At 62.9% G+C, this 26,227-nt stretch carries 25 protein-coding genes; 17 read left to right on the forward strand and 8 right to left on the reverse strand.

Going from position 1 to position 26,227, the window contains the following annotated elements:
- Positions 1-12: 12 nt before the first annotated feature.
- Positions 13-996, forward strand: coding sequence for an alpha/beta hydrolase (locus E7813_RS00730; protein WP_291570066.1), 984 nt, complete (start codon positions 13-15; stop codon positions 994-996).
- 64 nt (positions 997-1,060) lie between these two features.
- The gene (locus E7813_RS00735) at positions 1,061-4,297 is read left to right on the forward strand and encodes a cytochrome P450 (protein ID WP_291569868.1); all 3,237 of its coding nucleotides are present in this window, start codon (positions 1,061-1,063) and stop codon (positions 4,295-4,297) included.
- 24 nt (positions 4,298-4,321) lie between these two features.
- Here the strand turns inward: E7813_RS00735 and E7813_RS00740 are convergent, their stop codons facing one another.
- Positions 4,322-5,212, reverse strand: a complete 891-nt coding sequence (locus E7813_RS00740; protein ID WP_291570068.1) for an alpha/beta hydrolase — start codon at positions 5,210-5,212, stop codon at positions 4,322-4,324.
- Positions 5,213-5,416: 204 nt separating this feature from the next.
- On the opposite strand from E7813_RS00740, the gene E7813_RS00745 reads away from it, so the two are divergent.
- The 12 genes from E7813_RS00745 to paaE all read left to right on the forward strand — a co-directional run bounded on the left by E7813_RS00745 (position 5,417) and on the right by paaE (position 15,332).
- A complete protein-coding gene (locus E7813_RS00745) occupies positions 5,417-5,803 on the forward strand; it encodes a hypothetical protein (RefSeq protein WP_291569870.1) in 387 nt (128 codons plus the stop codon).
- Positions 5,800-6,882: an alpha/beta fold hydrolase gene (locus E7813_RS00750; protein ID WP_291569871.1), complete on the forward strand. Its 1,083-nt coding sequence runs from the start codon at positions 5,800-5,802 to the stop codon at positions 6,880-6,882. The genes E7813_RS00745 and E7813_RS00750 overlap by 4 nt, the downstream gene beginning before the upstream one ends.
- Entirely contained in the window at positions 6,879-7,475 is a 597-nt protein-coding gene (locus E7813_RS00755) for a GNAT family N-acetyltransferase (protein ID WP_291569872.1), read from the forward strand. The genes E7813_RS00750 and E7813_RS00755 overlap by 4 nt, the downstream gene beginning before the upstream one ends.
- Before the next feature lie 204 nt (positions 7,476-7,679).
- Positions 7,680-8,162, forward strand: a complete 483-nt coding sequence (locus E7813_RS00760) for a phasin (RefSeq protein WP_291569873.1) — start codon at positions 7,680-7,682, stop codon at positions 8,160-8,162.
- A gap of 208 nt (positions 8,163-8,370) precedes the next feature.
- Positions 8,371-9,657 carry a DUF445 family protein gene (locus tag E7813_RS00765; protein ID WP_291569875.1) on the forward strand — a complete coding sequence of 429 codons (1,287 nt, stop codon included), beginning with the start codon at positions 8,371-8,373 and terminating at the stop codon, positions 9,655-9,657.
- Positions 9,658-9,854: 197 nt separating this feature from the next.
- Positions 9,855-10,625: an alpha/beta fold hydrolase gene (locus E7813_RS00770; protein WP_291569877.1), complete on the forward strand. Its 771-nt coding sequence runs from the start codon at positions 9,855-9,857 to the stop codon at positions 10,623-10,625.
- 109 nt (positions 10,626-10,734) lie between these two features.
- A complete protein-coding gene (gene paaX, locus E7813_RS00775) occupies positions 10,735-11,604 on the forward strand; it encodes a phenylacetic acid degradation operon negative regulatory protein PaaX (protein WP_291570070.1) in 870 nt (289 codons plus the stop codon).
- A gap of 71 nt (positions 11,605-11,675) precedes the next feature.
- On the forward strand, positions 11,676-12,659 hold the full coding sequence (gene paaA / locus E7813_RS00780; protein ID WP_291569878.1) for a 1,2-phenylacetyl-CoA epoxidase subunit PaaA: 984 nt from the start codon (positions 11,676-11,678) through the stop codon (positions 12,657-12,659).
- A 27-nt stretch (positions 12,660-12,686) separates the two neighbouring features.
- Complete coding sequence (gene paaB, locus E7813_RS00785) at positions 12,687-12,974, forward strand: 1,2-phenylacetyl-CoA epoxidase subunit PaaB (RefSeq protein WP_074280659.1); 288 nt, start codon at positions 12,687-12,689, stop codon at positions 12,972-12,974.
- Positions 12,974-13,750 (forward strand): 1,2-phenylacetyl-CoA epoxidase subunit PaaC, encoded by a 777-nt coding sequence (gene paaC / locus E7813_RS00790; RefSeq protein ID WP_291569881.1) that lies wholly within the window; start codon positions 12,974-12,976, stop codon positions 13,748-13,750. The genes paaB and paaC overlap by 1 nt, the downstream gene beginning before the upstream one ends.
- Positions 13,744-14,247, forward strand: coding sequence for a 1,2-phenylacetyl-CoA epoxidase subunit PaaD (paaD, locus tag E7813_RS00795; RefSeq protein WP_291569883.1), 504 nt, complete (start codon positions 13,744-13,746; stop codon positions 14,245-14,247). The genes paaC and paaD overlap by 7 nt, the downstream gene beginning before the upstream one ends.
- Positions 14,248-14,249: 2 nt before the next feature.
- Positions 14,250-15,332, forward strand: a complete 1,083-nt coding sequence (gene paaE, locus E7813_RS00800; RefSeq protein ID WP_291569885.1) for a 1,2-phenylacetyl-CoA epoxidase subunit PaaE — start codon at positions 14,250-14,252, stop codon at positions 15,330-15,332.
- A gap of 108 nt (positions 15,333-15,440) precedes the next feature.
- Here paaE and paaK read toward each other — a convergent pair whose 3' ends face one another.
- Together paaK and paaI are read right to left on the reverse strand one after the other, a co-directional pair.
- Positions 15,441-16,772, reverse strand: coding sequence for a phenylacetate--CoA ligase PaaK (gene paaK / locus E7813_RS00805; RefSeq protein WP_291569887.1), 1,332 nt, complete (start codon positions 16,770-16,772; stop codon positions 15,441-15,443).
- A gap of 23 nt (positions 16,773-16,795) precedes the next feature.
- On the reverse strand, positions 16,796-17,260 hold the full coding sequence (gene paaI / locus E7813_RS00810) for a hydroxyphenylacetyl-CoA thioesterase PaaI (RefSeq protein ID WP_291569890.1): 465 nt from the start codon (positions 17,258-17,260) through the stop codon (positions 16,796-16,798).
- Positions 17,261-17,442: 182 nt separating this feature from the next.
- Here paaI and E7813_RS00815 point away from each other — a divergent pair, with 182 nt between their 5' ends.
- Both E7813_RS00815 and E7813_RS00820 read left to right on the forward strand, forming a co-directional pair.
- Positions 17,443-18,468: a zinc-binding alcohol dehydrogenase family protein gene (locus E7813_RS00815; protein ID WP_291570072.1), complete on the forward strand. Its 1,026-nt coding sequence runs from the start codon at positions 17,443-17,445 to the stop codon at positions 18,466-18,468.
- A gap of 224 nt (positions 18,469-18,692) precedes the next feature.
- A complete protein-coding gene (locus E7813_RS00820) occupies positions 18,693-19,772 on the forward strand; it encodes a YeeE/YedE family protein (RefSeq protein WP_291569891.1) in 1,080 nt (359 codons plus the stop codon).
- Here E7813_RS00820 and E7813_RS00825 read toward each other — a convergent pair.
- The 5 genes from E7813_RS00825 to E7813_RS00845 form a co-directional block, all read right to left on the reverse strand.
- Positions 19,755-20,708, reverse strand: coding sequence for a fatty acid desaturase family protein (locus E7813_RS00825; protein WP_291569893.1), 954 nt, complete (start codon positions 20,706-20,708; stop codon positions 19,755-19,757). The two genes, E7813_RS00820 and E7813_RS00825, sit on opposite strands and share 18 nt — an antisense overlap.
- Before the next feature lie 45 nt (positions 20,709-20,753).
- Complete coding sequence (locus E7813_RS00830; protein WP_291569895.1) at positions 20,754-21,977, reverse strand: bifunctional alpha/beta hydrolase/OsmC family protein; 1,224 nt, start codon at positions 21,975-21,977, stop codon at positions 20,754-20,756.
- Between the two features lie 200 nt (positions 21,978-22,177).
- Positions 22,178-23,416 carry a cytochrome P450 gene (locus E7813_RS00835; protein ID WP_291569896.1) on the reverse strand — a complete coding sequence of 413 codons (1,239 nt, stop codon included), beginning with the start codon at positions 23,414-23,416 and terminating at the stop codon, positions 22,178-22,180.
- A gap of 83 nt (positions 23,417-23,499) precedes the next feature.
- The gene (locus E7813_RS00840) at positions 23,500-23,709 is read right to left on the reverse strand and encodes a ferredoxin (protein ID WP_291569897.1); all 210 of its coding nucleotides are present in this window, start codon (positions 23,707-23,709) and stop codon (positions 23,500-23,502) included.
- A 112-nt stretch (positions 23,710-23,821) separates the two neighbouring features.
- Entirely contained in the window at positions 23,822-25,246 is a 1,425-nt protein-coding gene (locus tag E7813_RS00845) for an amidase family protein (RefSeq protein ID WP_291569899.1), read from the reverse strand.
- A 112-nt stretch (positions 25,247-25,358) separates the two neighbouring features.
- On the opposite strand from E7813_RS00845, the gene E7813_RS00850 reads away from it, so the two are divergent.
- Positions 25,359-26,210, forward strand: a complete 852-nt coding sequence (locus tag E7813_RS00850; protein WP_291569901.1) for an alpha/beta hydrolase — start codon at positions 25,359-25,361, stop codon at positions 26,208-26,210.
- The last annotated feature ends 17 nt before the right edge of the window (positions 26,211-26,227 follow it).

Below are 26,227 nucleotides of genomic sequence, written 5' to 3' on the forward strand. Positions count from 1 at the left end.
ACGATGGCCGCGTTGATCGAGATGCCGCCGCTGCAGTTTGCCCGGACCAACGGCATTCGCATGGGCTATTACGAGGCCGGTCCGAACACCGACACGCCGCCGGTGATCCTGTGCCACGGCTGGCCGGAGATCGCGTTTTCGTGGCGGCACCAGATCAAGGCGTTGAGCGAAGCCGGCATCCGGGTGATCGCGCCCGATCAACGCGGCTACGGTGCGACCGACCGGCCGGAGCCTGTTGAGGCCTACGACATGGAGCACCTGACCGGCGATCTCGTCGGGCTGCTGGATCATCTCAAGATCGACAAGGCGATTTTCGTCGGCCATGACTGGGGCGGCTTTATCGTCTGGCAAATGCCGCTGCGGCATATCGATCGCGTTGCCGGCGTCGTCGGCGTCAACACGCCGCATACGCCCCGCGCACCGTCGGACCCGATCGGATTGTTCCGCCAGCGCTTCGGCGACCAGAGTTATATCGTGCAGTTTCAGGACCCCGCGCGGGAGCCCGACAGGATCTTCGGCAGCCGGGTCGAGCAGACCTTCGATTTCTTCATGCGCAAACCGACCCCCCGCAAGGAGACCGCGCCGACGGCGGGCGCCGGCGAACTCCCGAAACTCAATCTGGCGTTTCCGCAAATGGTCGCCGGCTACGACGCCAAATTCGATCCGCGCACGCCGATCCTGTCGCCTGAGGAAAAGCAGGTGTTCGTCGACACCTTCACCAAAACGGGTTTCACCGGCGGCATCAACTGGTACCGCAACATGTCGCGCAACTGGCAGCGCTCGGCCGACCTCGACCGTACGGTGCGGGTGCCGGCGCTGATGATCATGGCGGAAAACGATCCGGTGCTGCCGCCTTCCGCGGCCGACGGCATGGAGAAAATCATTCCCGATCTCGAGAAATATCTGGTCCGCGACAGCGGCCATTGGACACAGCAGGAAAAGCCCGATGAGGTCAGCGCCAAATTGATCGAATGGCGTAGAAGGCGGTTCGGCTGAGGTAACCGCCGGTCGGCATCCTGACGTGCGGGCCGGGGGTAAAATTACAGGAAGACAATTTGCGATGGCGTCCACCAACAAACTGAGCCCGATCCCGCGACCGCCGACCAAGCCGGTGGTCGGCAACATGCTGTCGCTGGATTCCAGCGCGCCGGTGCAAAACCTTGCGCGGCTGGCAAAGGAGCTGGGGCCGATCTACTGGCTCGACATGATGGGCGCGCCGCTCGTGATTGTCTCCGGCCACGATCTTGTCGAGGAACTCAGCGACGAGAAGCGTTTCGACAAGGCGGTGCGCGGGCCGCTACGCCGGGTCCGCGCGGTCGCCGGTGACGGCCTGTTCACCGCCGACACCACGGAACCGAACTGGAGCAAGGCGCACAACATCCTGATGCAGCCGTTCGGCAATCGCGCCATGCAGTCCTACCACCAGAGCATGGTCGATATCGCCGACCAGCTCGTCAAGAAGTGGGAGCGGCTGAACGGCGACGAGGAGATCGACGTCGTTCACGACATGACCGCGCTGACGCTCGACACCATTGGCCTGTGCGGCTTCGACTATCGTTTCAATTCGTTCTACCGGCGGGATTATCATCCGTTCGTCGAATCGCTGGTGCGTTCGCTCGAAACCATCATGATGATCCGCGGCCTGCCGATGGAGAATCTCTGGATGCAGAAACGCCGGCGCGATCTCGCCGGCGATGTCGCCTTCATGAACAAGATGGTCGACGAGATCGTCGCCGAGCGCCGCAAGAATGCGGAAGCCGCCGAAGACAAGAAAGACATGCTTGGCGCCATGATGACCGGCGTCGACCGCGCCACCGGCGAACAGCTCGACGACGTCAACATCCGCTACCAGATCAACACCTTCCTGATCGCGGGCCATGAAACCACCAGCGGCCTGTTGTCATGCACGATCTATGCGCTGCTCAAGCACCCCGATGTGCTGAAGAAGGCCTATGAGGAAGTCGATCGGGTACTCGGGCCTGACATCGAGGCGAAGCCGACCTATCAGCAAGTCACGCAACTCACCTACATCACGCAGATCCTGAAAGAAGCCTTGCGGTTGTGGCCGCCGGCGCCGGCCTATGGCATCGCGCCGCTGCAGGACGAGACCATCGGCGGAAAATACAAGCTCAGGAAGAACACCTTCATCACGGTGCTGGTGATGGCGTTGCACCGCGATCCCTCGGTGTGGGGGCCTAATCCCGATGCGTTCGATCCGGAGAATTTCTCGCGCGAGGCAGAGGCGGCGCGTCCGGTCAATGCCTGGAAGCCGTTCGGCAACGGCCAGCGCGCCTGCATCGGCCGCGGTTTTGCCATGCATGAAGCAGCGCTCGCGATCGGCATGATCCTGCAGCGCTTCAAGTTGATCGATGTCAACCGGTATCAGATGGTGCTGAAGGAGACGCTGACGATCAAGCCCGACGGATTCAAGATCAAGGTGCGGGCGCGCTCGGAGAGGGATCGCGGTGCCTATGCCGGCCGGACCACGACGACACCGGCGGTAGCGGCCGCTTCGGCGCCGCGGGCGCGGACCCGACCCGGGCACAACACGCCGCTGCTGGTGCTCTATGGATCGAACCTCGGCACCGCCGAAGAACTCGCAACCCGCGTGGCGGATCTGGCTGAGGTCAACGGTTTTGTCACCAGGCTTGCGCCGCTGGACGAATTCGCCGGCAAACTGCCGGAGCAGGGCGGCGTGTTGATTTTCTGCGCATCGTATAACGGCGTCGCTCCCGACAACGCCACGCAGTTCGTCAAGTGGCTCCGCGGGGACATGCCGAAGAATGCGCTCGCCAAGGTCCGTTACACGGTGTTCGGCTGCGGCAACAGCGACTGGGCCGCGACCTATCAGTCGATCCCGCGCCTGATCGATGAGCAATTGGCGGCGCATGGCGCGGTCAGCGTTTACGCCCGCGGCGAGGGCGATGCCCGCAGCGATCTCGAGGGTCAGTTCGAGAACTGGTTCGCGAAGGCGGCACCTCAGGCCGTAAAGGAGTTTGGTGTCGATTCGAGCTTCAGCCGCAGCGCCGACGACGAGCCGCTCTACAGGGTCGAGCCGGTGGCTTCATCGGCGGTCAATGCGATCGTGGCCCTTGGCGGCGCCGCTCCCATGCAGGTGCTGGTCAACACGGAACTGCAGAACAAGACTGGCGCCAATGCCTCCGACAGATCGACCCGGCACATCGAGGTGCAACTGCCTTCCGGCATGAGCTACCGGGTCGGCGACCACCTCAGCGTGGTGCCGCGCAACGATCCGGCGCTGGTGGATTCGGTGGCGCGCCGCTTCGGGTTCCTGCCCGCCGACCAGATCCGCTTGCAGGTCGCCGAAGGCCGCCGCGCGCAATTGCCGGTCGGCGATGCGGTATCGGTCGGACGGTTGCTGACCGATTTTGTCGAATTGCAGCAGGTCGCGACCCGCAAGCAAATCCAGATCATGTCGGAAAATACCCGCTGCCCCGTGACCAAGCCGAAGCTGCTGGCCTTTATCGGCGACGATGCCGCTTCCACCGAACGCTATCGTGCGGAGATTCTCAACAAGCGCAAATCGGTGTTCGATCTGCTGGAAGAGCATCCGGCCTGCGAACTGCCGTTCCACGCCTACCTCGAAATGCTCTCGCTGTTGGCGCCGCGCTATTACTCGATCTCGTCGTCGCCTTCGGGCGATGCGTCGCGCTGCAGCGTCACGGTCGGCGTGGTCGAGGCGCCGGCAAGCTCGGGGCGCGGCGTCTACAAAGGCATCTGCTCGAACTACCTTGCCGGCCGCCGCATCGGCGAGACCATCCACGCCACCATTCGCGAGACCAAGGCTGGCTTTCGGCTGCCGGACGACCCATCCGTGCCGATCATCATGGTCGGCCCCGGCACGGGTCTCGCGCCATTCCGCGGCTTCCTGCAGGAGCGCGCCGCGCTGAAGGAGATAGGAGCAACACTGGGCCCGGCGATGCTGTTCTTTGGCTGCCGCCATCCCGAACAGGACTATCTCTATGCGGACGAACTGAAAGCCTTCGCCGCCGCCGGCATCACCGAACTGCACACCGCGTTCTCGCGCGGCGAGGGTCCCAAGACCTATGTGCAGAACCTCGTCGCAGCGCAAAAGGATCGCGTCTGGAGCCTGATCGAGCAGGGCGCGATCATCTATGTCTGCGGCGATGGCGGCAAGATGGAGCCGGACGTCAAGGCAGCGCTGGTCGCGATCTGCCGCGAACGCAAGGCAGCGGACACGGAAACAGCACAGCGCTGGATGGACGATCTCGGCACCAAGAACCGCTACGTGCTGGACGTCTGGGCGGGGGGATAGGACCGCTTCGCCGCTCCGGTTATCTTACGCCGCCTTCGCACTTGCCCCATGCGCATGCTTGTCGATGGCGTCGATGATCTGCGGCCACATCCGGATCGGCAGCGCGTGCCCCATGCCTTCGATCATCAGCAACTTCGCGCCGGGAATCGAGGCTGCAGTATCCTTGCCGCCTTCCGGACGCGCCAGCGGATCGATGGTGCCGTGAATCACCAGCGTCGGCGCCTTGACCGACGCGAGCCGCTGCTTGCGGCTGCCGGAGGCGAGGATCGCGCGCAGCTGGCGTCCGGCGCCGGCCGGATTGAGGCCGCGCTCGAAGTTGCGTTCGGCGCGCGAGCGGTCGAGCGCTTCGTCTTCGGGAAAGCTGCCGCCGCGCAGGATTTTCCAGGTCTGCGCATGGCGCTCGAAATATTCTTCCTTGGTGGCGGGTGGTGGCGCCATCAGGACCGCCATTGCCTCGCGGGTCGGCTGCGGCGTTTTTGGATCGCCCGTGCTTGACATGATCGAGGTCAGCGAGCGCACCCGCTCCGGAAACGAGATCGCGATTTCCTGGGCAATCATGCCGCCCATCGACATACCCACGAGGTGCGCCGATTTGATGCCGAGCGTATCCATCAGGCCGGTCGTGTCCCGTGCCATGTCGAGAAGTTTGTAGGGGGCGGCGATCGGGATATTCAGGAACCGCAGTTTAAGCAATTCGATGGCGCCCAGCCGCTTGCCGCCGGAAAGCTTGGTGGACTTGCCGATGTCGCGGTTGTCAAAGCGGATTACGCGGAAACCGCGCGCCGCCATCTGCCGGCAGAAATCGTCATCCCAATAGATCATCTGGCCGCCGAGCCCCATGATCAGCAGCATCGGCTCCGCGCCCTGCTCGCCGAAAATCTCGTAACAAATGTCGATGCCGTTGGCGCGGGCCATCCGGGGCTGCTGATGGGCTGATGCGTTCACCTTGGTAGTTCCTCTGGTGGTATTGAGATGATGACTCTATGACACGGTTTTTCACGCCGCAGAAGGCTCCCTCAACTCGCAAATCGACGGCCGCGATGTTGACCGTCCCGTCGCAACAGTGTGGTATGGACCGAAAACGGCGAAGCAATCGCCGGCATTCCGGGAGAGGCGCCAATGGCCGACAAGAGCAACGATCCGGTCGCGATCTGGCAGAACATGATCGGCGAGATGGAGAAGGGATTCAACTCCTTCGCCAACCAGGCGATGGCGTCGCCGGAATTTTCCAAGGTCGTCAATCAGGTCGGCGGGGCCGCGGCGGGCGCCCAAAAACAGCTCGGCGATCTCATGGAGAAGTACCTCGTCAGCATGAACCTGCCGAGCCGGGCGCAGATGGTCAGCATGGGCGAGCGGCTGCAATCGATCGAAGGGCAGTTGAACGAGATCAAGGCGCTGCTGCATCAGGTCCATAATAACTCCGGCGCGCCGGAGGGCGGCTATGCCGGGGCGCCGCGGCCACCGCGCACCAGGCGCCCGCCGTCGGCAGGCGGAGAGCAAAAATGAATGCATCCGCGGGCCTCGACCTGGCGTCGATCCCGGACCGGATCCGGTCCGAGGTGCAGCGCGCGATCGAGCGCAGCATCAAGGGTGTCGAGTATATCTCCTCATCCGGCCCGTCGCTGGGATCGACGCCGAAGGACATATTGAGCGCGCGCGGTACCATGAATCTCTATCACTACCGGCCGGTTGCGGACGAAATCTACCGCGTGCCGATCCTGATCGTGATGGCGACCACCAACCGCGGCTACATCCTCGACATGGTGCCGGGCCAAAGCTTCATCGAGTTTCTGTTGAAGCGCGGCTACGACGTCTACATGCTGGACTGGACCGCGCCCAAGCCGGAAGAGAAAAGCCTGCGGATGGAGGATTACGTCCTCGACTTCATCCCGGATTGCATCCGCCAGGTGCAGCGCGATTCCGGCGAGACCGACGTCACGGTGATCGGTTATTGCTTCGGTGGCGTGCTGTCGTTGTTGTACGGCTCGATCTTCACGGATGGACCGATGAAGAACCTGGTCTGCTTCACCACGCCGGTCGACTTCCGCGAAATGAAGCTGTTCCAGAATTTCGCCGACAGGCGCTATTTCGACGTCGACAGGTTGATCGACAGCGTCGGCAACGTGCCGCCCGAGATGATCCTGTCATCGTTCGAGATGTTACGCCCCGCGTCGCGCGCGGCAAGCCAGGTCCAGTTGTGGGAAAACATCTGGAATGACGAATACGTCAAGTCGTACCGGATGTTCGACCGCTGGGCCACCGACACGCTGCCGCTGGCGGGCGAGTATTTCCGCACCATTACCAAGGACCTGATGTGGGAGAACAAGTTCTATAACGACGCCATGTCGGTCGGCGGGCGCAAAGCTGAAATTTCCAAGATCACGGTGCCGTTCCTGCATGCGGTCGCCGAGCACGACCACATCGTGCCCTACGATGCGGCCAAGCCGCTGGTTCAAAAGATCGGCTCGACCGACAAGGAAGAGGTGATGCTCAAGGGCGGTCACGTCAGCCTGGTCGCCGGCGCCAACGCGATCAAGCGGCTATGGCCGAAACTGGATTCCTGGCTAGGTGAGAGATCGATATGAGCAGCGAGACACGTTCCTATCCGCGCCGCGTGGCGACCGAGGCCGGCGAGATCGAGATACGCCTGATGTCGCCGGCCGACGAGGCCGCCGTGCTGGAGTTCGCACAAAAGCTCCCGGTGCATGATCTGTTGTTCCTGCCGCGCAACATCAGCGAACCCAAGGTGCTGGCCGCCTGGATCAAGGAGATCGAGCGCGGCGCGATCACGAGCCTGCTGGCGGTAAAGGACGGCAAGGTGGTGGGATGCGGCACGCTGGTGCGCGATCCCTTGTCGTGGTCGCCGCATGTCGGCGAAATCCGCAACGTGGTCTCGTCTGACGTGCGCGGGCAGGGGGTCGGACGGGCGCTGTCGCAGGAGACGTTTGCGCTGGCCTTGGGCGCCGGTCTGGAAAAGCTGGTGGTGCAGATGACGGTGGACCAGACCGGTGCCATCGCGATCTTCGAGGGCCTCGGCTTCAAGGCCGAAGCGCTGCTGCGCGACCATGTGCAGGACAAGTCCGGCCGCAAGCACGACATTGTCGTGCTTGGGCACAACGTGGCGCAGGTCCGGGCCCAGATGGAGGCTTACGGGCTGCCAGGGGCTGTTCAGCACTGAAAACACGCTTGCGAACGAAGTGGGCCAGGTTCGCGGCCTGGCTTTCGAGCAAACTGCCCAAACATCCAGCCGATCACGAATTCGTGATATCGCATCGCAACATCCCATGTTGCGTCGCACCATTAACCGTGCCATATATGACTTGCCCCGGGCCAATCCGGACGGGGTGAGCCCATAGCTCAAACCTGAGGATGGAGAGACCCCATGACCGACATCAATGAGACCAATCCCGTGCTCGACACCGTCAAGCAGGCCTTCGCGCCCGTCACCGATGCGCTGAAGAACATCCAGAACATGGAAGTTCCCGAGGCCGCCCGTGAGTTCGTGAAGAAGACCGCCGGTACTGCCAAGGACCGCGCCGCCGACCTGTACGCCGGTTCCGAGAAGGTGACCGCTGCGATCGAGACCGCCGTTACCGGTTCGGTCACCGAGGCCGCCAAGATCAGCCGCAACATCCAGGACGCGATCTATCAGGACGCCGAGGCGTTCTTCGCCGGCATCGACAAGCTCGCTTCCGCCAAGTCGTTCAACGAAGCCGTCCAGATCCAGTCCGATATGGTGCGCGCGCGCGGTGAAGTGTTCATGTCGCGAGCGAAGTCCACCACCGAATATCTCGGAAAGCTCGTCGCCGACGGTGCCAAGACTGCCCAGGACAACTTCTCCAAGGTGTACAGCAAGATCGCCTGATCGCGATCGACAGACTTCCGACATTCGAAGGCCCGCTTGATGCGGGCCTTCTTTTTGCGGCCGTCGTTCGTCGTTGCAAAAAAGCGCGAGCGACGCAGCAATCCGGCTGTTGTTTCGCATTGCCATCGATTGCTTCGCTTCGCTCGCCATGACGGAAGCTGCTATTCTTCACGTTGCGCGAAACCTTGGGTCCGTTCCGGAAACCTTCATGCCCGCCACCGGCACATTCTCGTTCGATGCTCCCGGCGACGCCGCGCGGGCGGCGGAACTGCGGCGGGTCAAGCTGCTGGCGACGCTGGTGCTGGCCGGCACGCTGGCGGTCTTCATCGCCGCCAAGGCGCTGCTGCCTGTACATCCGATGTTCGGCTTCATCGCCGCGTTCGCGGAAGCCGCCACCATCGGCGGGCTCGCCGACTGGTACGCCGTGGTGGCGCTGTTTCGCAGGCCATTGGGATTGCCGATCCCGCACACCGCGATCATCCAGGGCAATCAGCACCGTATCGCGGACAAGCTCGGCGAATTCATCGAGGGGCATTTTCTTGAAGCGGCTCCCGTCGATGCTAAATTGCGACAGATCGACTTCGGCTCGTTCATTGCCGACTGGCTGCGCGATCGCAAGCGCAGCGCCGATCTCGCCCGCTTTGCGTTGCGTCTTCTGCCCGAGGCCGTCTCCGCGACGGAAACCTCGGGCCTGATGAATTTCATCACCCGCCGCGTTACCAGTCAGTTGCAATCGATCGACCTGGCGCCGCTCGCCGCCGGAACGTTGCGTGCATTCGTGGCCGAGGGCCGGCATCAGGGGCTGCTCGACGATTTCCTGCACGCGGTGCATCAATCGCTGACCCAGCCTGAAACCATGGCGATGATCCGCGAGAAAATCCGCGGCGAGTTGCCGACGCTGCTAAAACTCTATCGCACCGACAAATTCCTGGTGAACAAGATCGTAGCCTCCGCCAGCACCTTCTTCGACGAAGTGCGCAGCGATCCCAATCATCCATTCCGCGGCGAGTTCGACCGCATGGTGCTGTCGTTTGTGGACCGGCTCGGTCACGACAAGGCCTATGCCGATCGCATCGACGGGCTGAAGCGCGACCTCCTGGCGCGCCCCGAGCTTGGCGACCTCGCGCGCAACATCTGGTCGAACGCGCAGCTCTTCATCGAGCGCAGCGCCAGCGGCGAGAGTCAGGTGCTGCAGCAGCACCTGGCCCGCATGTTCGCGGCGGCCGGCGAAGCGCTCGCCGGCGATTCCGAGTTGCGAGGCGAGATCAACAAGGGTTTCGTCGCCGTGCTCGGAAGCTTCATCGCCGATCAGAAAAGCGGCGTCTCGAGCTTCATCTCCGATCAGGTCAAGGCCTGGGATATGGGGCAGTTGATTTCGCTGATCGAAATCAACATCGGCAAGGATCTGCAATACATCCGCTTCAACGGCTCGCTGATCGGCGGCCTGGCAGGGTTGGGGCTTTACACCGCCGAATTTCTGCTGCGCTGGCTGTGACTATTTCATCACGCCGAGGGTTCTAAATGCGACGATGCCCGCCTGCGTCATGGTGGTCGGCTTGAAAGGCGGAAAGCCGTTCCCTAGCTTTCATGACGGGTTGTTGCGTTGCGGAACGATTCTACGAGATTTGCGTCTTCCCATGGTCGATCGGCCGGCTGCCGAAGCTTGAGGGGCCGGTCCTGAGAGGAGCTACGATGTCCGTTGCCACGCAGACGCTGCGCCCGCCGTCCAGAACCCTGATGTTTCTGGAGGGGCGCGCCATCCATGAACTTGGCGCCTTTCTGGGCGCTTTGCCACTGCTGAGCCTGGCGCCAAAGGGCGACGGCCATCCGGTGCTGGTATTGCCCGGGCTGGTGGCTTCGGACACCTCGACCCGTCCGCTGCGCAGCTTCTTGAAAAGCCGTGGCTATGCCGTCAGCGGCTGGCGTCAGGGCCGCAATCTCGGCCTGCGCGACGGCGTGCAGCGTGCGATGGTCGATCTGGTGCAGGAGTTGAGCGACACCCATCGCCGCAAGATCAGCCTGGTCGGATGGAGCCTCGGCGGCCTCTACGCGCGGCAACTTTCCAAGATGATGCCGGATCGCGTGCGCTCGGTGATCACGCTCGGCAGCCCATTCGCCGGCAGCCCCAAGGCGACCAACGCCTGGCGCGTCTATGAAATGGCAAGCGGCCGCCGCGCCGATGAAGACGATGGCAGATTCGGCAGCTCACTCGCTGAAACGCCGCCGGTGCCGACCACCGCGATCTTCAGCCGCACCGACGGCATCTGCGCCTGGCAGGGCTGCATGGAAAAGCCGTCGGCGCTGTCCGAGAATATCGAAGTCGAAAGCAGCCATTGCGGCATGGGCCATCATCCGGCCGCGGTCTATGCGGTGGCCGACCGGCTGGCGCAGCCGGAAGGCAAATGGGCGCCGTTCGACCGCAGCGGCTGGCGCAGCATCGTTTATCCGGATCCTGCAAGGTAAGCGCTCACTTCACCTCTCCCCGCAAGAGCGGGGCGAGGGAGAGCAGGCAGCAGGCCGGGGCTGAGCCCCGCCGTTGTCGCAAATCCTCAAAACGCGCTATGCGTTGCCGATGGCGCATCCGCTTGCCCGCATCATCGAACAGCTCAAGCGCGAACCCTCGCGCACCGGCTCCATCGTCATCACCGTGTTTGGGGATGCGATCGTGCCGCGCGGCGGCTCGGTCTGGCTCGGCACGCTGCTGAAATTTTTTGAGACCCTCGACATCGACAACGGGGTGGTACGCACCGCGATGTCGCGGCTGGCGAGCGACGGCTGGCTTGAACGTAACAAGATCGGCCGCAACAGTTTCTATCGGCTGGTGAAGAAGGGACGGCAGACCTTCGATGCCGCCACCAAACATATCTACGATCCGCCGGCGCCGGATTGGACCGGGCGTTTCGAGCTTCTGCTGATCGGCGCTGCCGAGGATCGCGACGCCTGCCGTGACGCGCTGAAGAATGCAGGTTTTGGCAGTCCGCTGCCCGGAGTGTGGATCGCGCCCTCGGGCGTGCCGGTTCCGGAAGAAGCCGCGCGTGCGATCCGGCTGGAAGTGTCCGCCGAGGATGACAGCGGACGCCGATTGCTGCGCGAAAGCTGGCCGCTCGATCGCACTGCGGATGCCTATCTGAAATTCATGAAGATCTTCGAGCCCTTGCGCGGCTGGATCGATCGCCGCGAAATGCTTTCCGATATCGACGCCTTCACCGCGCGGATTTTGCTGATCCACCATTACCGGCGGGTGGTGCTGCGCGATCCGTTGCTGCCGACGGCCCTGTTGCCCGGGGACTGGCCGGGCCGGGCGGCCCGCCGGCTCTGCGGGGAAATCTATCGGGGCGTACTTCCCGCGTCCGAACAATGGCTTGACCGCAATGCCAGCAACGAAAAAGGGCCGCTGCCTGCGGCCGGCCCGGATCTGGCGCGCCGGTTTATCGAGGTGTAATTATGTTACAAAAATAACTTGATATTTGCATTTTCTGTTATATATTAATTGATCTGCCGCGGAGACCGGCCATGTACACCCAAGCGCTCAACACCTCCGACGCCGAAGACCGTCATGTCGAGGACGCTGACCGCGCCGCGCAGTTTCAGGTTCGGATCGACGCCGAAGACCGCATTGAGCCGAACGACTGGATGCCCGCGGCCTATCGCAAGACGCTGACGCGGCAGATCTCGCAGCACGCGCATTCTGAAATCGTCGGCATGCTGCCGGAAGGCAACTGGATCACCCGGGCGCCATCGCTGCGCCGCAAGGCGGCCTTGCTCGCCAAGGTGCAGGACGAATGCGGCCACGGGCTCTATCTCTATGCCGCGGCCGAGACGCTCGGCGCTTCGCGTGAAGAGCTGGTCGACCTGATGCTGGCCGGGAAAGCCAAGTACTCGTCGATCTTCAACTATCCGACGCTGACCTGGGCCGACATCGGCGTGATCGGCTGGCTGGTCGATGGCGCCGCCATCATGAACCAGATTCCGCTGTGCCGCTGCTCCTATGGACCCTACGCGCGCGCGATGATCCGCGTCTGCAAGGAGGAATCGTTTCACCAGCGCCAGGGTTTCGAGATCATGCTGACTCTGGCGCGTGGCTCCGAAGAGCAGAAGGCGATGGCGCAGAACGCGCTCGATCGCTGGTGGTGGCCGGTGCTGATGATGTTTGGTCCGCCCGACAAGGCCAGCCAGCACAGCGATAACTCGACCAAATGGAAGATCAAGCGCTTCTCCAACGACGAACTGCGCCAAAAATTCGTCGATGCGACGGTGCCGCAGGCGCAGTTTCTGGGGCTGACCATTCCCGATCCCGGCATGACGCAGAACGAAGCCGGCAACTGGCAATACAGCACGATCGACTGGAACGAATTCAATGCGGTGCTGGCCGGCAACGGACCCTGCAACCGCGATCGTCTGGCGGCGCGCCGCAAGGCGCATGAAGAGGGCGCCTGGGTGCGGGAGGCGGCGCTGGCCTATGCCGCGAAGCGCAGGAATCGCCAGGCCGCGGCCTAAGCTGCAACAATATTCAGGGAGGCCATGATGGCCACGCCGAACATTCCGCTCTGGGAAGTTTTCATCCGCAGCCGCAACGGCCTCGCGCACAAGCATGTCGGCTCGCTGCACGCCACCGACGCGACCCTGGCGCTGCAGGCCGCGCGCGACATCTACACCCGCCGCGGCGAAGGCCTGTCGATCTGGGTGGTGCCGTCGAATGCGATCACCGCGTCCGATCCCGCCGAGAAGGGCATGATGTTCGAGCCGGCGGAATCCAAGATCTACCGTCATCCGACGTTTTACGACGTGCCGGATGAAGTCGGGCATATGTGATGGCCACCGCTTCGATCTCCGTCTCCGAAACTCCGCTGGTGCTGTACCTGCTGCGCCGGGCTGACGACGCGCTGATCCTGGGTCATCGGCTGTCGGAATGGTGCGGCCATGCGCCCGCGCTGGAAGAGGACATGGCGCTCGCCAACATGGGTCTCGATCTGCTGGGCCAGGCGCGCGAGCTCTATTCCTACGCGGCCAAGGTCGAAGGCAAAGGCAACGACGAGGACAAATTCGCCTACCTGCGCGATGTCAGGCAGTACCGCAATCTGTTGCTGCTGGAACAGCCGAACGGCGATTTCGCGCGCACCATGCTGCGGCAATTCTTCTACTCGGCTTTCGCCGACCTGTATTGGCGCGCGATGATGAAATCCGGTGATGCGACGCTGGCGGCGATCGCGGCGAAATCCGAAAAGGAAAGCGCCTATCACTTGCGGCATTCCTCGGAATGGGTGGTCCGGCTCGGCGACGGCACCGAGGAAAGCCATCGCCGCGCGCAAACGGCGATCGACGATCTCTGGGCGCTGACCGGCGAAATGTTTGAAGCCGACGACAGCGAGCGCAGCCTGATCGCATCCGGCATTGCCGTCGATCCCGCGACGTTGCGATCGCGATGGCTTGCGATGATTTCCGATGTTGTGGGCGAAGCAACGCTTGCGTTGCCGAAAAGCGATTGGATGCAGCAGGGCGGCCGCAGCGGCCGGCACAGCGAACATCTCGGGCATCTGCTCAGCGAGTTGCAGTCGATGCAGCGGACGTTTCCGGGGGCGACATGGTAGCCGCCGTGCACGACGATGCCGAGTTGCGGCAACGCGCCTGGGATGTCGCGGCACAAGTGGTCGATCCCGAAATCCCGGTGCTCACCATCGCCGATCTCGGCGTGCTCCGCGATGTCGCGGTATCCGGCGGCCGCGTCGAGGTGGCGATTACGCCGACCTATTCCGGCTGTCCTGCGATGAACATGATCACGCTGGAGATCGAACTGGCCCTCGAGCGCGAGGGTTTTCATAATCCGAAGGTGCAAACCGTGCTGTCGCCGGCCTGGACCACCGACTGGATGAGCGACGACGGCCGCCGCAAGCTCAAGGAATACGGCATCGCGCCGCCGCAGGCAGGCAGCGGCCGCCGTGCGCTGTTCGGCGAACAGCAGGTCGCTTGTCCGCAATGCGGCTCGGAAGATACCGAAGTGCTTTCCGAATTTGGCTCGACTTCCTGCAAGGCGCTGTGGCGCTGCAAGAGCTGCCGCGAGCCGTTCGACTACTTCAAATGTCATTGACGATGTCGGCTTCGATTCCCCGCTTCCATCGTCTCGCCGTCAACGACCTGCGCCGCGAATCCGCCGACGCGGTGTCGCTGACCTTTGCGATTCCGGAAGAGCTTGCAAACGACTACCGGTTTGCCCCGGGACAGTACCTGACCTTGAGGACGACGATGGACGGCGAGGAAGTGCGCCGGTCCTATTCAATCTGCTCCGGCCCCGACGATGGCGAGTTGCGCATCGCGGTGAAGAAAGTCGATGGCGGCGCGTTCTCGAGCTGGGCTGCCGATGAATTGAAGGCCGGCGACGAACTCGACGTCATGACGCCGACCGGCCGTTTCGGCATTCCGCTCGCGCCCGGCGAGGCGCGGGTCTATGTCGGCTTCGCCGCCGGCTCCGGCATCACCCCGATACTTTCGATCGTGAAGGGCGTGCTGGCACGCGAGCCGGGCAGCCGGTTCTTCCTGTTTTGCGGCAATCGTTCGAGCGGCGGCATGCTGTTTCGCGAAGCGCTGGAAGAACTGAAAGACCGCTTCATGCAGCGGCTTTCGGTATTCCATGTGATCTCCGGCGAAGAGCAGGATATCGCGATCCTGCACGGGCGGCTCGACGGCGAGAAGGTGAGGGTGCTGCTGCGCTCGCTGGTGCCGGCCTCAAGCGTCGACCATGTCTTCATCTGCGGCCCGACCGGGATGAGCGAGGATATCGAGTCGACCTGCCGCGATATCGGCATCGCCGCGGACCGCATTCACGTCGAGCGCTTCGTGTCCGGGCTCGGCGGCAGACCCCGCGCCAAAACGCCGGTGCCGGTGACGGCGCCGCCGAAGGCGATGGCCTCGCTGATCATCGACGGCAAGCGCCGCGAGGTGCCGGTCGCAGAGGGCGAAGCCATCCTCGATGCGGCGTTGCGTGCGGGGATGGATTTGCCGTTCGCCTGCAAGGGCGGCATGTGTTCAACCTGCCGCGCCAAGCTGGTCGAGGGCGATGCGAAGATGGAAGTGAACTATTCGCTGCAGCCGTGGGAACTGAAGGCGGGGTTCATCCTGACGTGCCAGGCAAGGCCGGTGTCGGACAGGGTGACGGTGGATTACGATCACGTTTGAAAAGGCCGTCATTCCGGGGCGCGCCTTTTGGCGCGAGCCCGGAATCCATACGCTTGATCGTGGTTATGGATTCCGGGCTCGCGCTGCGCGCGCCCCGGAATGACGGGCTTACCCCTTCGGCCTTTTATCGTACACGCGCTTGGCCTTGCCCAGCGAGCGTTCCAGTGTCTCGGGCGCCACTGCGCGAACGCGGGTTGATATGCCGATGGTGTTCTTGATGTAGGCGGTGACCCGCTCGGTGTGCTCGGCGAGGCCACTGCCGTCCCAGTTCTCCGGGCGCGCTTCCGCCAACACCGTCATCTCGTCCATCCGGCCCTCGCGGGTCAGCTCGATGATGAAATGACCGCCGCACCAATCGGTGGCGAGCAACACTTCCTCGATCTGGGTCGGGAATACATTGACGCCGCGCAGAATGATCATGTCATCGGAACGCCCGGTGACCTTCTCCATCCGCCGCATGCCCGGCCGCGCGGTTCCCGGCAACAGCCGCGTCAGGTCCCGGGTGCGGTAGCGGATGATGGGAAACGCTTCCTTGGTCAGCGAGGTGAACACCAACTCGCCCTTTTCGCCGTCGGGCAGTACGGCGCCGGTTTCGGGATCGACCACTTCAGGATAAAAATGATCCTCCCAGATATGCAGGCCGTCCTTGGTCTCCACGCATTCCTGCGCCACGCCGGGCCCGATCACTTCGGACAGGCCGTAAATGTCGGTCGCATCCATGTGGAATGCGGTCTCGATCTCGGCGCGCATCGCGTTGGTCCAGGGTTCGGCGCCGAAGATGCCGAACTTCAGCGACGATTTGCGCGGGTCCAGTTTTTGTTTCTTGAATTCGTCGAGGATCGCCAGCATGTAGCTCGGCGTCACCGTGATGATGTCGGGCTTGAAGTCGTTGATCAATTGCACCTGCCGCTCGGTCATGCCGCCGGACACCGGCACCACGGTGCAGCCGAGACGCTCGGCGCCGTAATGCGCGCCGAGGCCGCCGGTGAACAGGCCATAGCCATAGGCGTTGTGCATGATCATGCCGGTGCGGCCCCCGGCGGCGCGGATCGAGCGCGCCATCACATCCGACCACATCTCGATATCGGCCCTGGTGTATCCGACCACGATCGGTTTGCCGGTGGTGCCCGAGGAAGCATGGACGCGGACCAGTTTCTCACGCGGCACCGCGAACATGTCGAACGGATAATTGTCGCGCAGGTCGGCCTTCACCGTGAACGGAAAGCTGGCGAGATCGGACAATTTCCAGAAATCTTTCGGATGCACACCGGCCTTGTCGAAGGCTTTTTTGTAATGCGCGACGTTGTCGTAGGCATACGCCAATGACCAGGCGAGGCGCCTAGTCTGCAGCGCGGTGATTTCGTCGCGGGACGCGCGTTCGGCATCGTCCATCTCGGCGCGATAACCGGTTTTGCTGGAGTGAGGATTGGTCGAAGCCATCTCGCGTTTCCCTGAATGACTGCTTATTTCAACTTGGCATCGGTTGCAGCCGATGGCACCCAGCTGCCGCCGACGGTGCGCGAATGGCCGCGCAATTCGGCGATCACGCTGTCATCTGATGTGACGCGCACATCGTAGATCCCGGAACGGCCGCTGCGCGAGATTTCCCGTGCGGTTGCCACCAGCCGGTCGCCGAGCCTGCCCGGCCTGATGAAGGAGACATTGCACTGTGCCGCGACCGCGCGCTCGTTGTGGGAATTGCAGGCGAATGCAAAGGCCGAATCCGCCAGCAGGAAAATGAAGCCGCCATGGGCGATTCGCTGACCGTTCACCATATGCGGCTGGATCGTCATCGTCAGCGTGGCTTCACCCGGTCTGACCGCGAGGATCTCCATGCCGAGGCCCTTGCTGGCGTCGTCGTCCTTCCACATCGCCTCCGCACAGGCGCGCGCGAGATCGTCGGGCGACAGGGAAGCCTTGACGTTCACTGAGGTCTCTCCGCAATCGGCAACGGATGCAAAACGATCCTCCAGGCACGGGCTTGTTGGAACAAGCCTCTTGAACTAAGCGGTCAGTCGGCTAGTCATGAGGCGAAGCGGCGATGCTGTCAACGACCCCCGCAGGCACAAAAGCGTCCGAAAAGTCGTACTGAAAACAGGAAGCATTCATCATAACTGCGCCCAAAAAACCTGACCGTCCGCCCGTTTCCGTTGACGCCCGCTGCGTGCGGTTGCCGGCGAAGGCGGACAATCCGGCCTCGTTGGCGCCCTCGGTCGAGCGGCGTACGCTGTCGCGTGCCGCAGGCGAGTTGCTGATCGAGGTCAAGGCGGCGGCGGTCAATCCGTCCGACGTGAAGGCCGCGACCGGCCTGATGCCTTACGCGGTATTTCCCCGCACGCCCGGCCGCGACTACGCGGGCGTCGTGATCGATGGCCCGGCCGACTGGATCGGACGCGAGGTGTTCGGCTCTTCGGGCGACCTCGGCATCCGGCGCGACGGCACCCATGCCACCCATCTGGCCGTCGAGACCGATGCCGTGGTGGCGAAACCGGGAAATCTGTCATGGCAAGAAGCCGCCGGGATCGGCGTTCCCTTCGTCACCGCGATGGAAGGTTTTCGCCGTGCCGGAATACCCAACAGCCATGAGACGGTGCTGGTGATGGGCGTCAACGGCAAGGTCGGACAGGCCGCGGTGCAGATCGCAAGCTGGAACGGTGCACGCGTGATCGGCGTGGTGCGCAAGAATGAGCCTTACGAAGGCCACGCCAATTCAAATGTCGAGGTCATCGTTTCCTCAGCCACCGATGTTGCTACACGCGTCCGCGAACTGACCGGCGGCAAGGGCGCCGATATCGTGTTCAATACCGTCGGCGATCCCTATTTTCAGGCCGCGCATCGATCGCTGGCGTTGCGGGGTCGCCAAATCCTGATCGCGACCATCGAACGAACCGTCCAGTTCGATATCCTGGAATTCTATCGCGGCCAGCATACCTATGTCGGCATCGATACGCTGGGACTATCGTCAATTGCGACCGGCGCGGTGCTGAGAGAACTCGGTCCGGGCTTCGCCAGCGGAAACCTCAAGCCGTTTCCGATTCATCCGAATGCAATCTATCCGCTGGAACAAGCCAAGGCTGCTTTTCTCGCAGTCGCCGGTTCGTCGCGCGACCGGGTGATCTTGCAGCCTTCAAAATAGGCGGTTCGGTATTTTTTAGAATCCTTAATGGGAACGAAAACCATCGAGTTGCGATTTGGAGCGAGGGTTTTATTCCCTTTGCGATGCGCCCAGCGATAGCTTCATTCTTAGGCCCTGCGAGCCGTGGACGGCGCCATGCTCAAGGCCTTATAGCAACCGTAAGATCATATCTTATTTGACGGGTTGCCGGCTGTTACAGCTGTGGAAAGCCGAGGAAAAAACCAGTGGGCGGTGGCTATATTATCGCAGTGAGCGGATTGCTGATCGGTCTCGTTTATGGCGCGGTCGGTCTGTTGAGCGGCTTTTGTTTGCTCAGCGGCCTGCGCGGCTGGTGGGCCGATGGCGACAGCCGCCTGATCAGGACCTACGCGCTGGCGCTTGGCGTTGCCATCGCCGCGACGCAGCTTTTGGCGGAAGGCGGCGTCGTCGATCTCGGTAAATCGATTTATCTGCAACCGTCATTTTCGGCGCCGCTGATGTTCATCGGCGGATTGCTGTTCGGTTACGGCATGGTGCTTGCGAACGGCTGCGGCTCGCGCGCGCTGGTATTGCTCGGCCGCGGCAATCTGCGCTCGTTCGTGGTGGTGATCGTGCTCGGCATCGCCGCGCAGATGACGCTGAAAGGATTGTTTGCGCCGGCGCGGATCGCCGTGCTGCAGGTGTCGCAGGCCACGCCGATGGTCATTTCCCTGCCGGCGTTGCTGTCGACGCTGGGCGTTGGCGAAACTTTCGCACGCACGCTGGCGGCTTCGGCGATAGCGGGGGCCTTGATCATCTTTGCATTCGCGCACGCGCCGTTCCAGCGCGCTTGGGGACAGATCGCCGCGGGGCTCATTGTCGGCCTGCTGGTGGCCGCAGGATGGTTCGCGACCGGTTATCTCGCCGCCGACGATTTCAATCCCGTGCCGGTCACTTCGCTCACCTTCGTCGCGCCGATCGCCGACACCGTGCAATACGCCATGCTGTCGACGGGGCTGACGCTGAATTTCGGCATCACCATGGTCGCCGGTGTATTCGCCGGAAGCCTGATAACGGCGCTCGTAACGCGCCGCTTTCACTGGGAAGGCTATACCTCGCCGCGCCACATGCTGCGCTCGATCGGCGGCGCGGCGCTGATGGGAGCCGGCGGCGCGATGGCCTATGGCTGCTCGATCGGGCAGGGCCTCACCGGCCTGTCGACGCTGGCGCTGGCCTCGTTTGTTGCCGTCGCCGGAATTTTACTGGGTACGGCCGCGGGGTTGCGCGGGGTGCTTCGTGTGCAGCCGTTGGTCTCTCAGGATGCGCGGTCAGGCCCGCTGGCTTGAGGTCGCCAGTCGCATCACGTCGAGATATCCGGGCCGTACTTCCATCCGTTCGATCAGGCCCTTTTCGATCAACAGCCGATGCGCCTCGGGAAGCCGGTAGCACGGCAAATACATGAAGAGATGATGTTCGGCGTGGTAGTTCACCCAATAGGGCGCGATCAACAACCGCTCGATCGGGTTGGCGCGCGTGGTGCGGGCGTGGCTGAACGGGTCCTCGCCCGTCGATGTGCAGGCATGTTCGGCAATGTTCCGAATCCGCGTCACCAGCGGCAGCCAGGTTGCCATCGCAAATACCCAGACGCCCCAGAACCAGATGCCCGCGCCGGCCAGCCAGAACAGGCCGAACAGCAGAGCATTCAGGCCGAGAAATCGCGCCATCTTGTCGGCGCCGCTTGATACGAAGCTCTCATGCGAGACCGCTTCATCGGCAATCTTGCGTTTGAACAGCGACAGGAACAGGGGCAGGCGTTGCTTTACAAACGTCTGTCCGGTGAGATCGCGGATCGCCTTGCGGGTGTAGCTCTCCCGCGTGATCGGGAACGGCGCCGACAGCGAAAGATCGGGATCCTCCGGCTGCTGGGTGAATTTGTGATGCTGCAGATGATAGGAACGGTAGCTCGCAAGATCGGCGCCGACCGGCACCGCGCACAGCCATTGTCCGGTCCATTCATTGATCGCTTTGTTGCTGTGAAGCCCGCCATGGGCGGCTTCGTGCATCAGGATCGCGAGCCCGAGCTGGCGTGCGCCAACGACCGTCACCGCGACCAGCCATGTCAGCGGATTGGGCCACAGCGTGACCAGCGCGATCGCCGCAACGATGGTGCCCCAGGCATGAAGCACGAGCCACATGCCGCGCAATGAGCTGCGCGATGTCAGCCGGCTCCATCGCTCCGGCGTAAAAACGGCTCTCGGGTCGACGCGGGCTACCACCGGCATGGTCAGATTCCTTGTCGGACGATGATACGCCGGCTAGTCCGCTCGTCAATCGGCCGCATGGGTCACGATGTGGATCTCCGAGGTGAGGGTGCGATGCACCGGACACTTGTCGGCGATTTCCATCAGCTTGTTGCGCTGCTCGGCATCGAGTGCACCTGCCATGGCGATGGTGCGATCGATCTGGTCGAGCATGCCGTCTTTGGTTTCGCACTCGGTGCAATCCTGCGCATGGATCTTGCTGTGCTTGAGCGTCACGGTCACGCGTTCGAGCGGTAGCGATTTGCGGTCGGCATAAAGCCGCATGGTCATCGAGGTGCAGGCGCCTAGCCCGGCCAGCACGTAGTCATAGGGGCCGGGTCCGCTATCCTCGCCGCCGGCTGCCACCGGCTCATCCGCCAGCATTCGATGCGGACCGACCGTCACCATCTGCTGGAATTTGCCGTTGCCGGTTTCGCGAACCACGACGTTGCGCGCAGCTTCGCCGAGATCGGCGGGTTGCTCGGCGGCCATAGGATCGAGGTAGCGCGCGGCCCAGGCGGCGATGACATCGGCGACATAGGCCGCGTCGCGCTTGCCGGTCAAAAGATGATCCGCGCCGGCCAGCGACACGAAGCTCTTGGGATGCTTGGCTGCGACAAAAATATGCGTGGCATTGTCGATGCCGACGGTGTCGTCGGTCGGCGAATGCATGATCAGCAGCGCCTTGTGCAGCTTCGCGACATGCGCCATCAGGCCATGTTCGGCGATATCGTCGAGGAATTCGCGACTGATCAGGAACGGCCGGCCTGCGAGCGAGACTTGGGCCTTGCCGTGCTTGCGGATGTCCTCGATGCGTTCCTTGAACAGGCCGGTGACATGGGCGGGGTCGGAAGGTGCCGCGATGGTGACGACCGCCTTGGCGTCCGGAATTTGGCCGGCGGCGGCGAGGATGGCCGCGCCCCCAAGGCTGTGGCCAATCAGGATCGCCGGCGCTTTGCGGATTTCGCGCAGATGATCGGCAGCCCGCACCAGATCGGCGACGTTCGAAGAGAACGTGGTATTGGCGAAATCTCCTTCGCTGGAGCCCAAACCGGTGAAGTCGAAGCGCAGCACCGCGATGCCCCTGGCCGCCAGCGTGGTCGCGATCCGCTTGGCCGCCAGTCCATCTTTGCCGCAAGTGAAGCAATGCGCGAACAGCGCATAAGCCAGCGGCTCCCGTTCGGGCAGGTCGAGCGAGGCCGCAAGTTGCTGGCCGTCCGAGCCCGTGAATTGGAAGCGTTCATTTGGCATGGTCGGTCTCCATGGCGAGGTCTTCACCTCTCCCAATGGGAGAGGTCGGCGCGAAGGATGCCGTCATTGCGAACAGCGAGGCGACGAAGCAATCCAGAACGTCGCGTTCGTCCTGTGGATTGTTCCGCGGAGCCGGTCATCGGGCGCGCATTCGCGCGACCCGCTGGCGCGCCATGACGGTTTGAAACGATATCGCTAGCTCAGTTCTTCCCGAACAGCACCGGAAGCTGCCGCGGTCCGCGCACGGTGCCTTCCGACCAGGTGACCTGACCGGCCGGGTCGAGCCTGAAATCCGGAATTCGCTTCAGCCATTCCTCGATCGCCACGGTCATTTCCATGCGCGCGAGATTGGAGCCGACGCAGCGGTGGATGCCAAGGCCGAAGGCGGCATGGCGGTTTTCCTTGCGGTCGATCTGCACCTTGTCGGCATCGGGGAACATCGCGGGATCGCGGTTGGCGGCGGGAAACGACAGCAGCACCATGTTGCCGGGCTTGATCGGGCAGCCACTGATCACCGTCTCCTTCATCACTTCGCGGGCCATCGTTACCGGCGAATAAGCGCGCAGCAATTCCTCGACGGCTGACGGCATCAATTCCGGCTCGGCAACCAGACGGTCGCGATCCGCGGGAGTTTTCGCCAGATGCCACAGCGAGGAGCCGATCGCGCTCCAGGTGGTGTCGATGCCGGCGATCAGCAGCAGCCGCAGCGAGCCCAGCACGTGGATGTCGGACAAGGGCTCGCCGTTCTTGTCCCTGGCCTTCATCAGCGTCGAGATCAGGTCGTCGCTCGGGTGTTGCTTGCGATGCTCGATATGGCCGGCGAAATAGCCGCTCATCTCATGGATCGCGCGCATCATGATCCCGTCATCCTTGATGCCCAGTTCGAGTATCTCGTGGATCCATTTGATGAAGAGATCGCCATCCTTTTCGGGAATGCCGAGCATGTGGGCGATGGCGCGAACCGGAATGTGCTTGGTGTAGCGCGCAGCGGCGTCGCATTTCCCGTCCGCGATGAATTCGTCGATCAGTTCGTTGCAGATGGCGCGAACCCTCGGCTCCAGTTTTTTCATCGCGTCGGGCGTGAACGGCGGCAGCAGCAACTGCTTGGCCGGCTTGTGCTCGGGCGGATCGGAGGTGATTGGCGGCGCCGACTGCGTGATGTCAGGCCTGATGTCGCGCACGATGACGCGGCGCGAGGAAAAATGCTCGGTGTCATAGGCGATCTGCTTCACGGCCTCGTAGGTGGTCGGCAGATAGCAGCCGAGGAAGCGCTTGGTGTGAACGACAGGGCATTCGGCCCGCAATTCGTCCCAGATCGGAAACGGATTCTCGGTCCAGCGCGGGTCGGTGTGGTCGAAATCGTGCACCCAGTCGGTGACGGGAGGGTGATCGGGCATTGTGGGCGCGGGACTGGACATGGCGCGGACGGGGTCGGACATCAGGACAAATTCCTCTGCTTTATTCGCTTGATCTATCACGGCGCTGAAAATCAGCAGTTTTCAAATCGGCGGCACCAAACGGTTCACTCTTCGGTGACTTCAATCGCGATTTCCGGGCAATTGGCCTTGGCAAGCCACGCCTTGTCCTCAAGGCCCGCAGGCACGGCGCCGTCGCCGACTTCATGGGCATTGCCGAATTCGTCGAGCTCGAACAGTTCAGGCGCCAGCGACTTGCAACGGGCGTGGCCCTGACATTTGTCCTGGTCGACATGTACTTTCAGCTTTCCGGACATCCTGAGCGTTCCCCTGCCTCGCGCCGATCGGCCGCGTGTTTTCCGGGCGATTATAACGGTGCCGGCGTCGTCCGCCAGCGCCCAAATCGTGGCTTTTCTGGCTTCGGGCCGGTTACTTGGCGGGCCTCGGATCGATCGGCGTGGTGCCGCGTACGCCAAGAATATCTTCCAGCACCCTGGCGCCGGCGAGAAGCCGGGCCTCGCCGCGCGGGGCGGCCACCATCTGCAATCCGACCGGCAGGCCGGTTGCGGTGAATCCGCAAGGCAGCGACAGCGCCGGGCAGCACACCAGCGTAATGGCATAGACGATGCCGAGCCACTCGACGTAGTTCTCGAATTTTTTCCCGGCGCATTCGGCGACGTAGCGATCTGCGATCGGGAAGGGGGCGACGATGGTGGCAGGCGTCAGCAGCAGATCGTATTTGCCGAAGAATGCGACGGTGCGCGCCGTCATTTCGACGCGCTGCGCTTCGGCGCGCGCAATCTGTTCCACCGATAACTTGAGGCCTTCCTCGATATTCCAGATCACCTCGGGCTTGAGCATGTCGCGTTTGGTTCGCAGCAACTCCGCCTTGGTCATCGCAAAATCGAATGCGCGCAGTACATGAAAACACTCATGGGCCTCGCGCAGGTCGGGATGCGCTTGCTCGACGACGGCGCCGGCCTCGGCGAAACGGGCGGCCACCTTGGCCGTGATGGCTGCGACTTCAGGGTCGACGGGAGTGATGCCAAGATCGGGCGAATAGGCGACGCGCAGTGGCCCCTTGCCGGAGCGCGCGGCTGATAGAAACGAGTCCGGCAGCTTGGGCAGCGACAACGGATCGGCCGCATGCTCGCCGCTCATGGCATCGAGCAACAGCGCGAGATCCTCGACGTTGCGGGCCATCGGGCCGTGGACGGTGAGATTGCGGTCGATGCTTGACACTGGGGTGTGGGCGACGCGGCCGATGCTCGGCCGCATGCCGACGATGCCGCAGAAGCTGGCGGGATTGCGCAGCGAGCCGCCCATGTCGGTGCCATGGGCGAGCCACGCCATGCCGGTCGCAAGCGCCACCGCAGCACCGCCCGAGGAGCCGGCGGCCGAGCGCGAAACGTCCCAGGGGTTGAGGGTGGCGCCGAACACCTCGTTGAAGGTGTTGGCGCCCGCGCCGAATTCCGGGGTGTTGGATTTGGCGTAAACCACGCCGCCATTGTCTTCGAGATGTTGGACCACGAGGTCGGAGCGCGTCGAAATCGTGTCCTTGAAAATCGGCGAGCCCTGGGTGTTGCGCACCCCCTCGACGTTGAACAGGTCCTTGATTGGGATCGGCAGCCCTGCGAGCAGGCCGCGCTCGCCGGCGGGTTTTTTCATCAGCGCTCTGGCGTGGGTGCGGGCGCGATCGAAACAAAGCGTCGGCAGGGCGTTGACCTTGCCGTCGACTTCGGCGATGCGTTGTTCCAGCACGTCAAGCAGATCGAGCGGCGTGACTTCGCCGGCGTTGAGCTTGTCTATCACGGCGCAGGCCGTTGCCCGCACCAGTCCCTGATCGGATGCCACTTGAACGTTCTCCCAGCGTTTCCGCTTCTCGATAGCGGATTGTATAGCCGTGTAAAACATTTTCCGGCAAAGTGGAAACGCGGAGGTTTTATTTTATCGATTGGAGATGCGCATGACCACGCCGTTCGACGCGCCCGACTGGCGCGGCATGAGCCAGCAGGACATTGATCTCGGTCTCAACAATGGCGTTGCGGTCGCCGGAAGCTTTGACATGGCTGCCCGCTGGGAGCGGCTTTCCGCCGAGATGCGGGCGCGGTATCCCCAGCATCTCGATCTCCGATACGGCCCGCGCGAGCGCAACCGGATCGATTTCCTCAAAGCCGCGGATGGCGGGCCGACGCTGGTGTTTATCCACGGCGGCTACTGGCAGACCCGCGCCAAGGAAGTGTTCTCGCTGGTTGCCGAGGGCCCGATGGCGCACGGCATCAACGTCGCACTGTTCGGCTACACGCTGGCGCCGGATGCGACGCTCGACGAGATCGTCGCGGAAATCCACAAGGGGCTGGACTTTCTGACCGGACAATTGCCTGCGCTCGGCGGCGATCCCAAAAGGATCGTGGTGTCCGGCTGGTCCGCCGGCGGGCATCTGACCGCGATGGCGCTGTCGCATCCGCAGGTCAAAGCGGGCATGGCCATCAGCGGCATCTACGATTTAGAGCCGATCCGCCACAGCTATCTCAACGTCAAGCTCGGCCTGGATGAAGCCGCCTCCCGTCGCAACTCGCCGATGATGCAGGCTGGGGGGCCGATGAAGCCGCTGTCGCTGGTCGCCGGCAGCGCTGAATTGCCGCTATTGCGCCAACAGACCGCGGATTTTGCCGGGCATCGCGCCAAGTACGGATTGCCAGTGACCTACGAAGAGATCCCCGGCGCCAATCACTTCACCATCATGGATCAATTGGTTTCGCCGAAGGGGCGGATCACGACGCTGGTCCGGCAGTTGTTCGAACGAGTAGCTGAGTAGCGCTTGCCAATCATCAG

The organism is Bradyrhizobium sp. (genome assembly GCF_004799405.1).
Classification (GTDB): domain Bacteria; phylum Pseudomonadota; class Alphaproteobacteria; order Rhizobiales; family Xanthobacteraceae; genus Bradyrhizobium.

Excerpts from the sequence above, each read along its gene's own strand:
- E7813_RS00735 (WP_291569868.1), top strand. The coding sequence starts at position 1,061 with ATGGCGTCCACCAACAAACTGAGCCCGATCCCGCGACCGCCGACCAAG.
- E7813_RS00740 (WP_291570068.1), bottom strand. The coding sequence starts at position 5,212 with ATGGCCCGCGCCAACGGCATCGACATTTGTTACGAGATTTTCGGCGAG.
- E7813_RS00745 (WP_291569870.1), top strand. The coding sequence starts at position 5,417 with ATGGCCGACAAGAGCAACGATCCGGTCGCGATCTGGCAGAACATGATC.
- E7813_RS00750 (WP_291569871.1), top strand. The coding sequence starts at position 5,800 with ATGAATGCATCCGCGGGCCTCGACCTGGCGTCGATCCCGGACCGGATC.
- E7813_RS00755 (WP_291569872.1), top strand. The coding sequence starts at position 6,879 with ATGAGCAGCGAGACACGTTCCTATCCGCGCCGCGTGGCGACCGAGGCC.
- E7813_RS00760 (WP_291569873.1), top strand. The coding sequence starts at position 7,680 with ATGACCGACATCAATGAGACCAATCCCGTGCTCGACACCGTCAAGCAG.
- E7813_RS00765 (WP_291569875.1), top strand. The coding sequence starts at position 8,371 with ATGCCCGCCACCGGCACATTCTCGTTCGATGCTCCCGGCGACGCCGCG.
- E7813_RS00770 (WP_291569877.1), top strand. The coding sequence starts at position 9,855 with ATGTCCGTTGCCACGCAGACGCTGCGCCCGCCGTCCAGAACCCTGATG.
- paaX (WP_291570070.1), top strand. The coding sequence starts at position 10,735 with ATGGCGCATCCGCTTGCCCGCATCATCGAACAGCTCAAGCGCGAACCC.
- paaA (WP_291569878.1), top strand. The coding sequence starts at position 11,676 with ATGTACACCCAAGCGCTCAACACCTCCGACGCCGAAGACCGTCATGTC.
- paaB (WP_074280659.1), top strand. The coding sequence starts at position 12,687 with ATGGCCACGCCGAACATTCCGCTCTGGGAAGTTTTCATCCGCAGCCGC.
- paaC (WP_291569881.1), top strand. The coding sequence starts at position 12,974 with ATGGCCACCGCTTCGATCTCCGTCTCCGAAACTCCGCTGGTGCTGTAC.
- paaD (WP_291569883.1), top strand. The coding sequence starts at position 13,744 with ATGGTAGCCGCCGTGCACGACGATGCCGAGTTGCGGCAACGCGCCTGG.
- paaE (WP_291569885.1), top strand. The coding sequence starts at position 14,250 with ATGTCGGCTTCGATTCCCCGCTTCCATCGTCTCGCCGTCAACGACCTG.
- paaK (WP_291569887.1), bottom strand. The coding sequence starts at position 16,772 with ATGGCTTCGACCAATCCTCACTCCAGCAAAACCGGTTATCGCGCCGAG.
- E7813_RS00825 (WP_291569893.1), bottom strand. The coding sequence starts at position 20,708 with ATGCCGGTGGTAGCCCGCGTCGACCCGAGAGCCGTTTTTACGCCGGAG.
- E7813_RS00830 (WP_291569895.1), bottom strand. The coding sequence starts at position 21,977 with ATGCCAAATGAACGCTTCCAATTCACGGGCTCGGACGGCCAGCAACTT.
- E7813_RS00835 (WP_291569896.1), bottom strand. The coding sequence starts at position 23,416 with ATGTCCGACCCCGTCCGCGCCATGTCCAGTCCCGCGCCCACAATGCCC.
- E7813_RS00840 (WP_291569897.1), bottom strand. The coding sequence starts at position 23,709 with ATGTCCGGAAAGCTGAAAGTACATGTCGACCAGGACAAATGTCAGGGC.
- E7813_RS00850 (WP_291569901.1), top strand. The coding sequence starts at position 25,359 with ATGACCACGCCGTTCGACGCGCCCGACTGGCGCGGCATGAGCCAGCAG.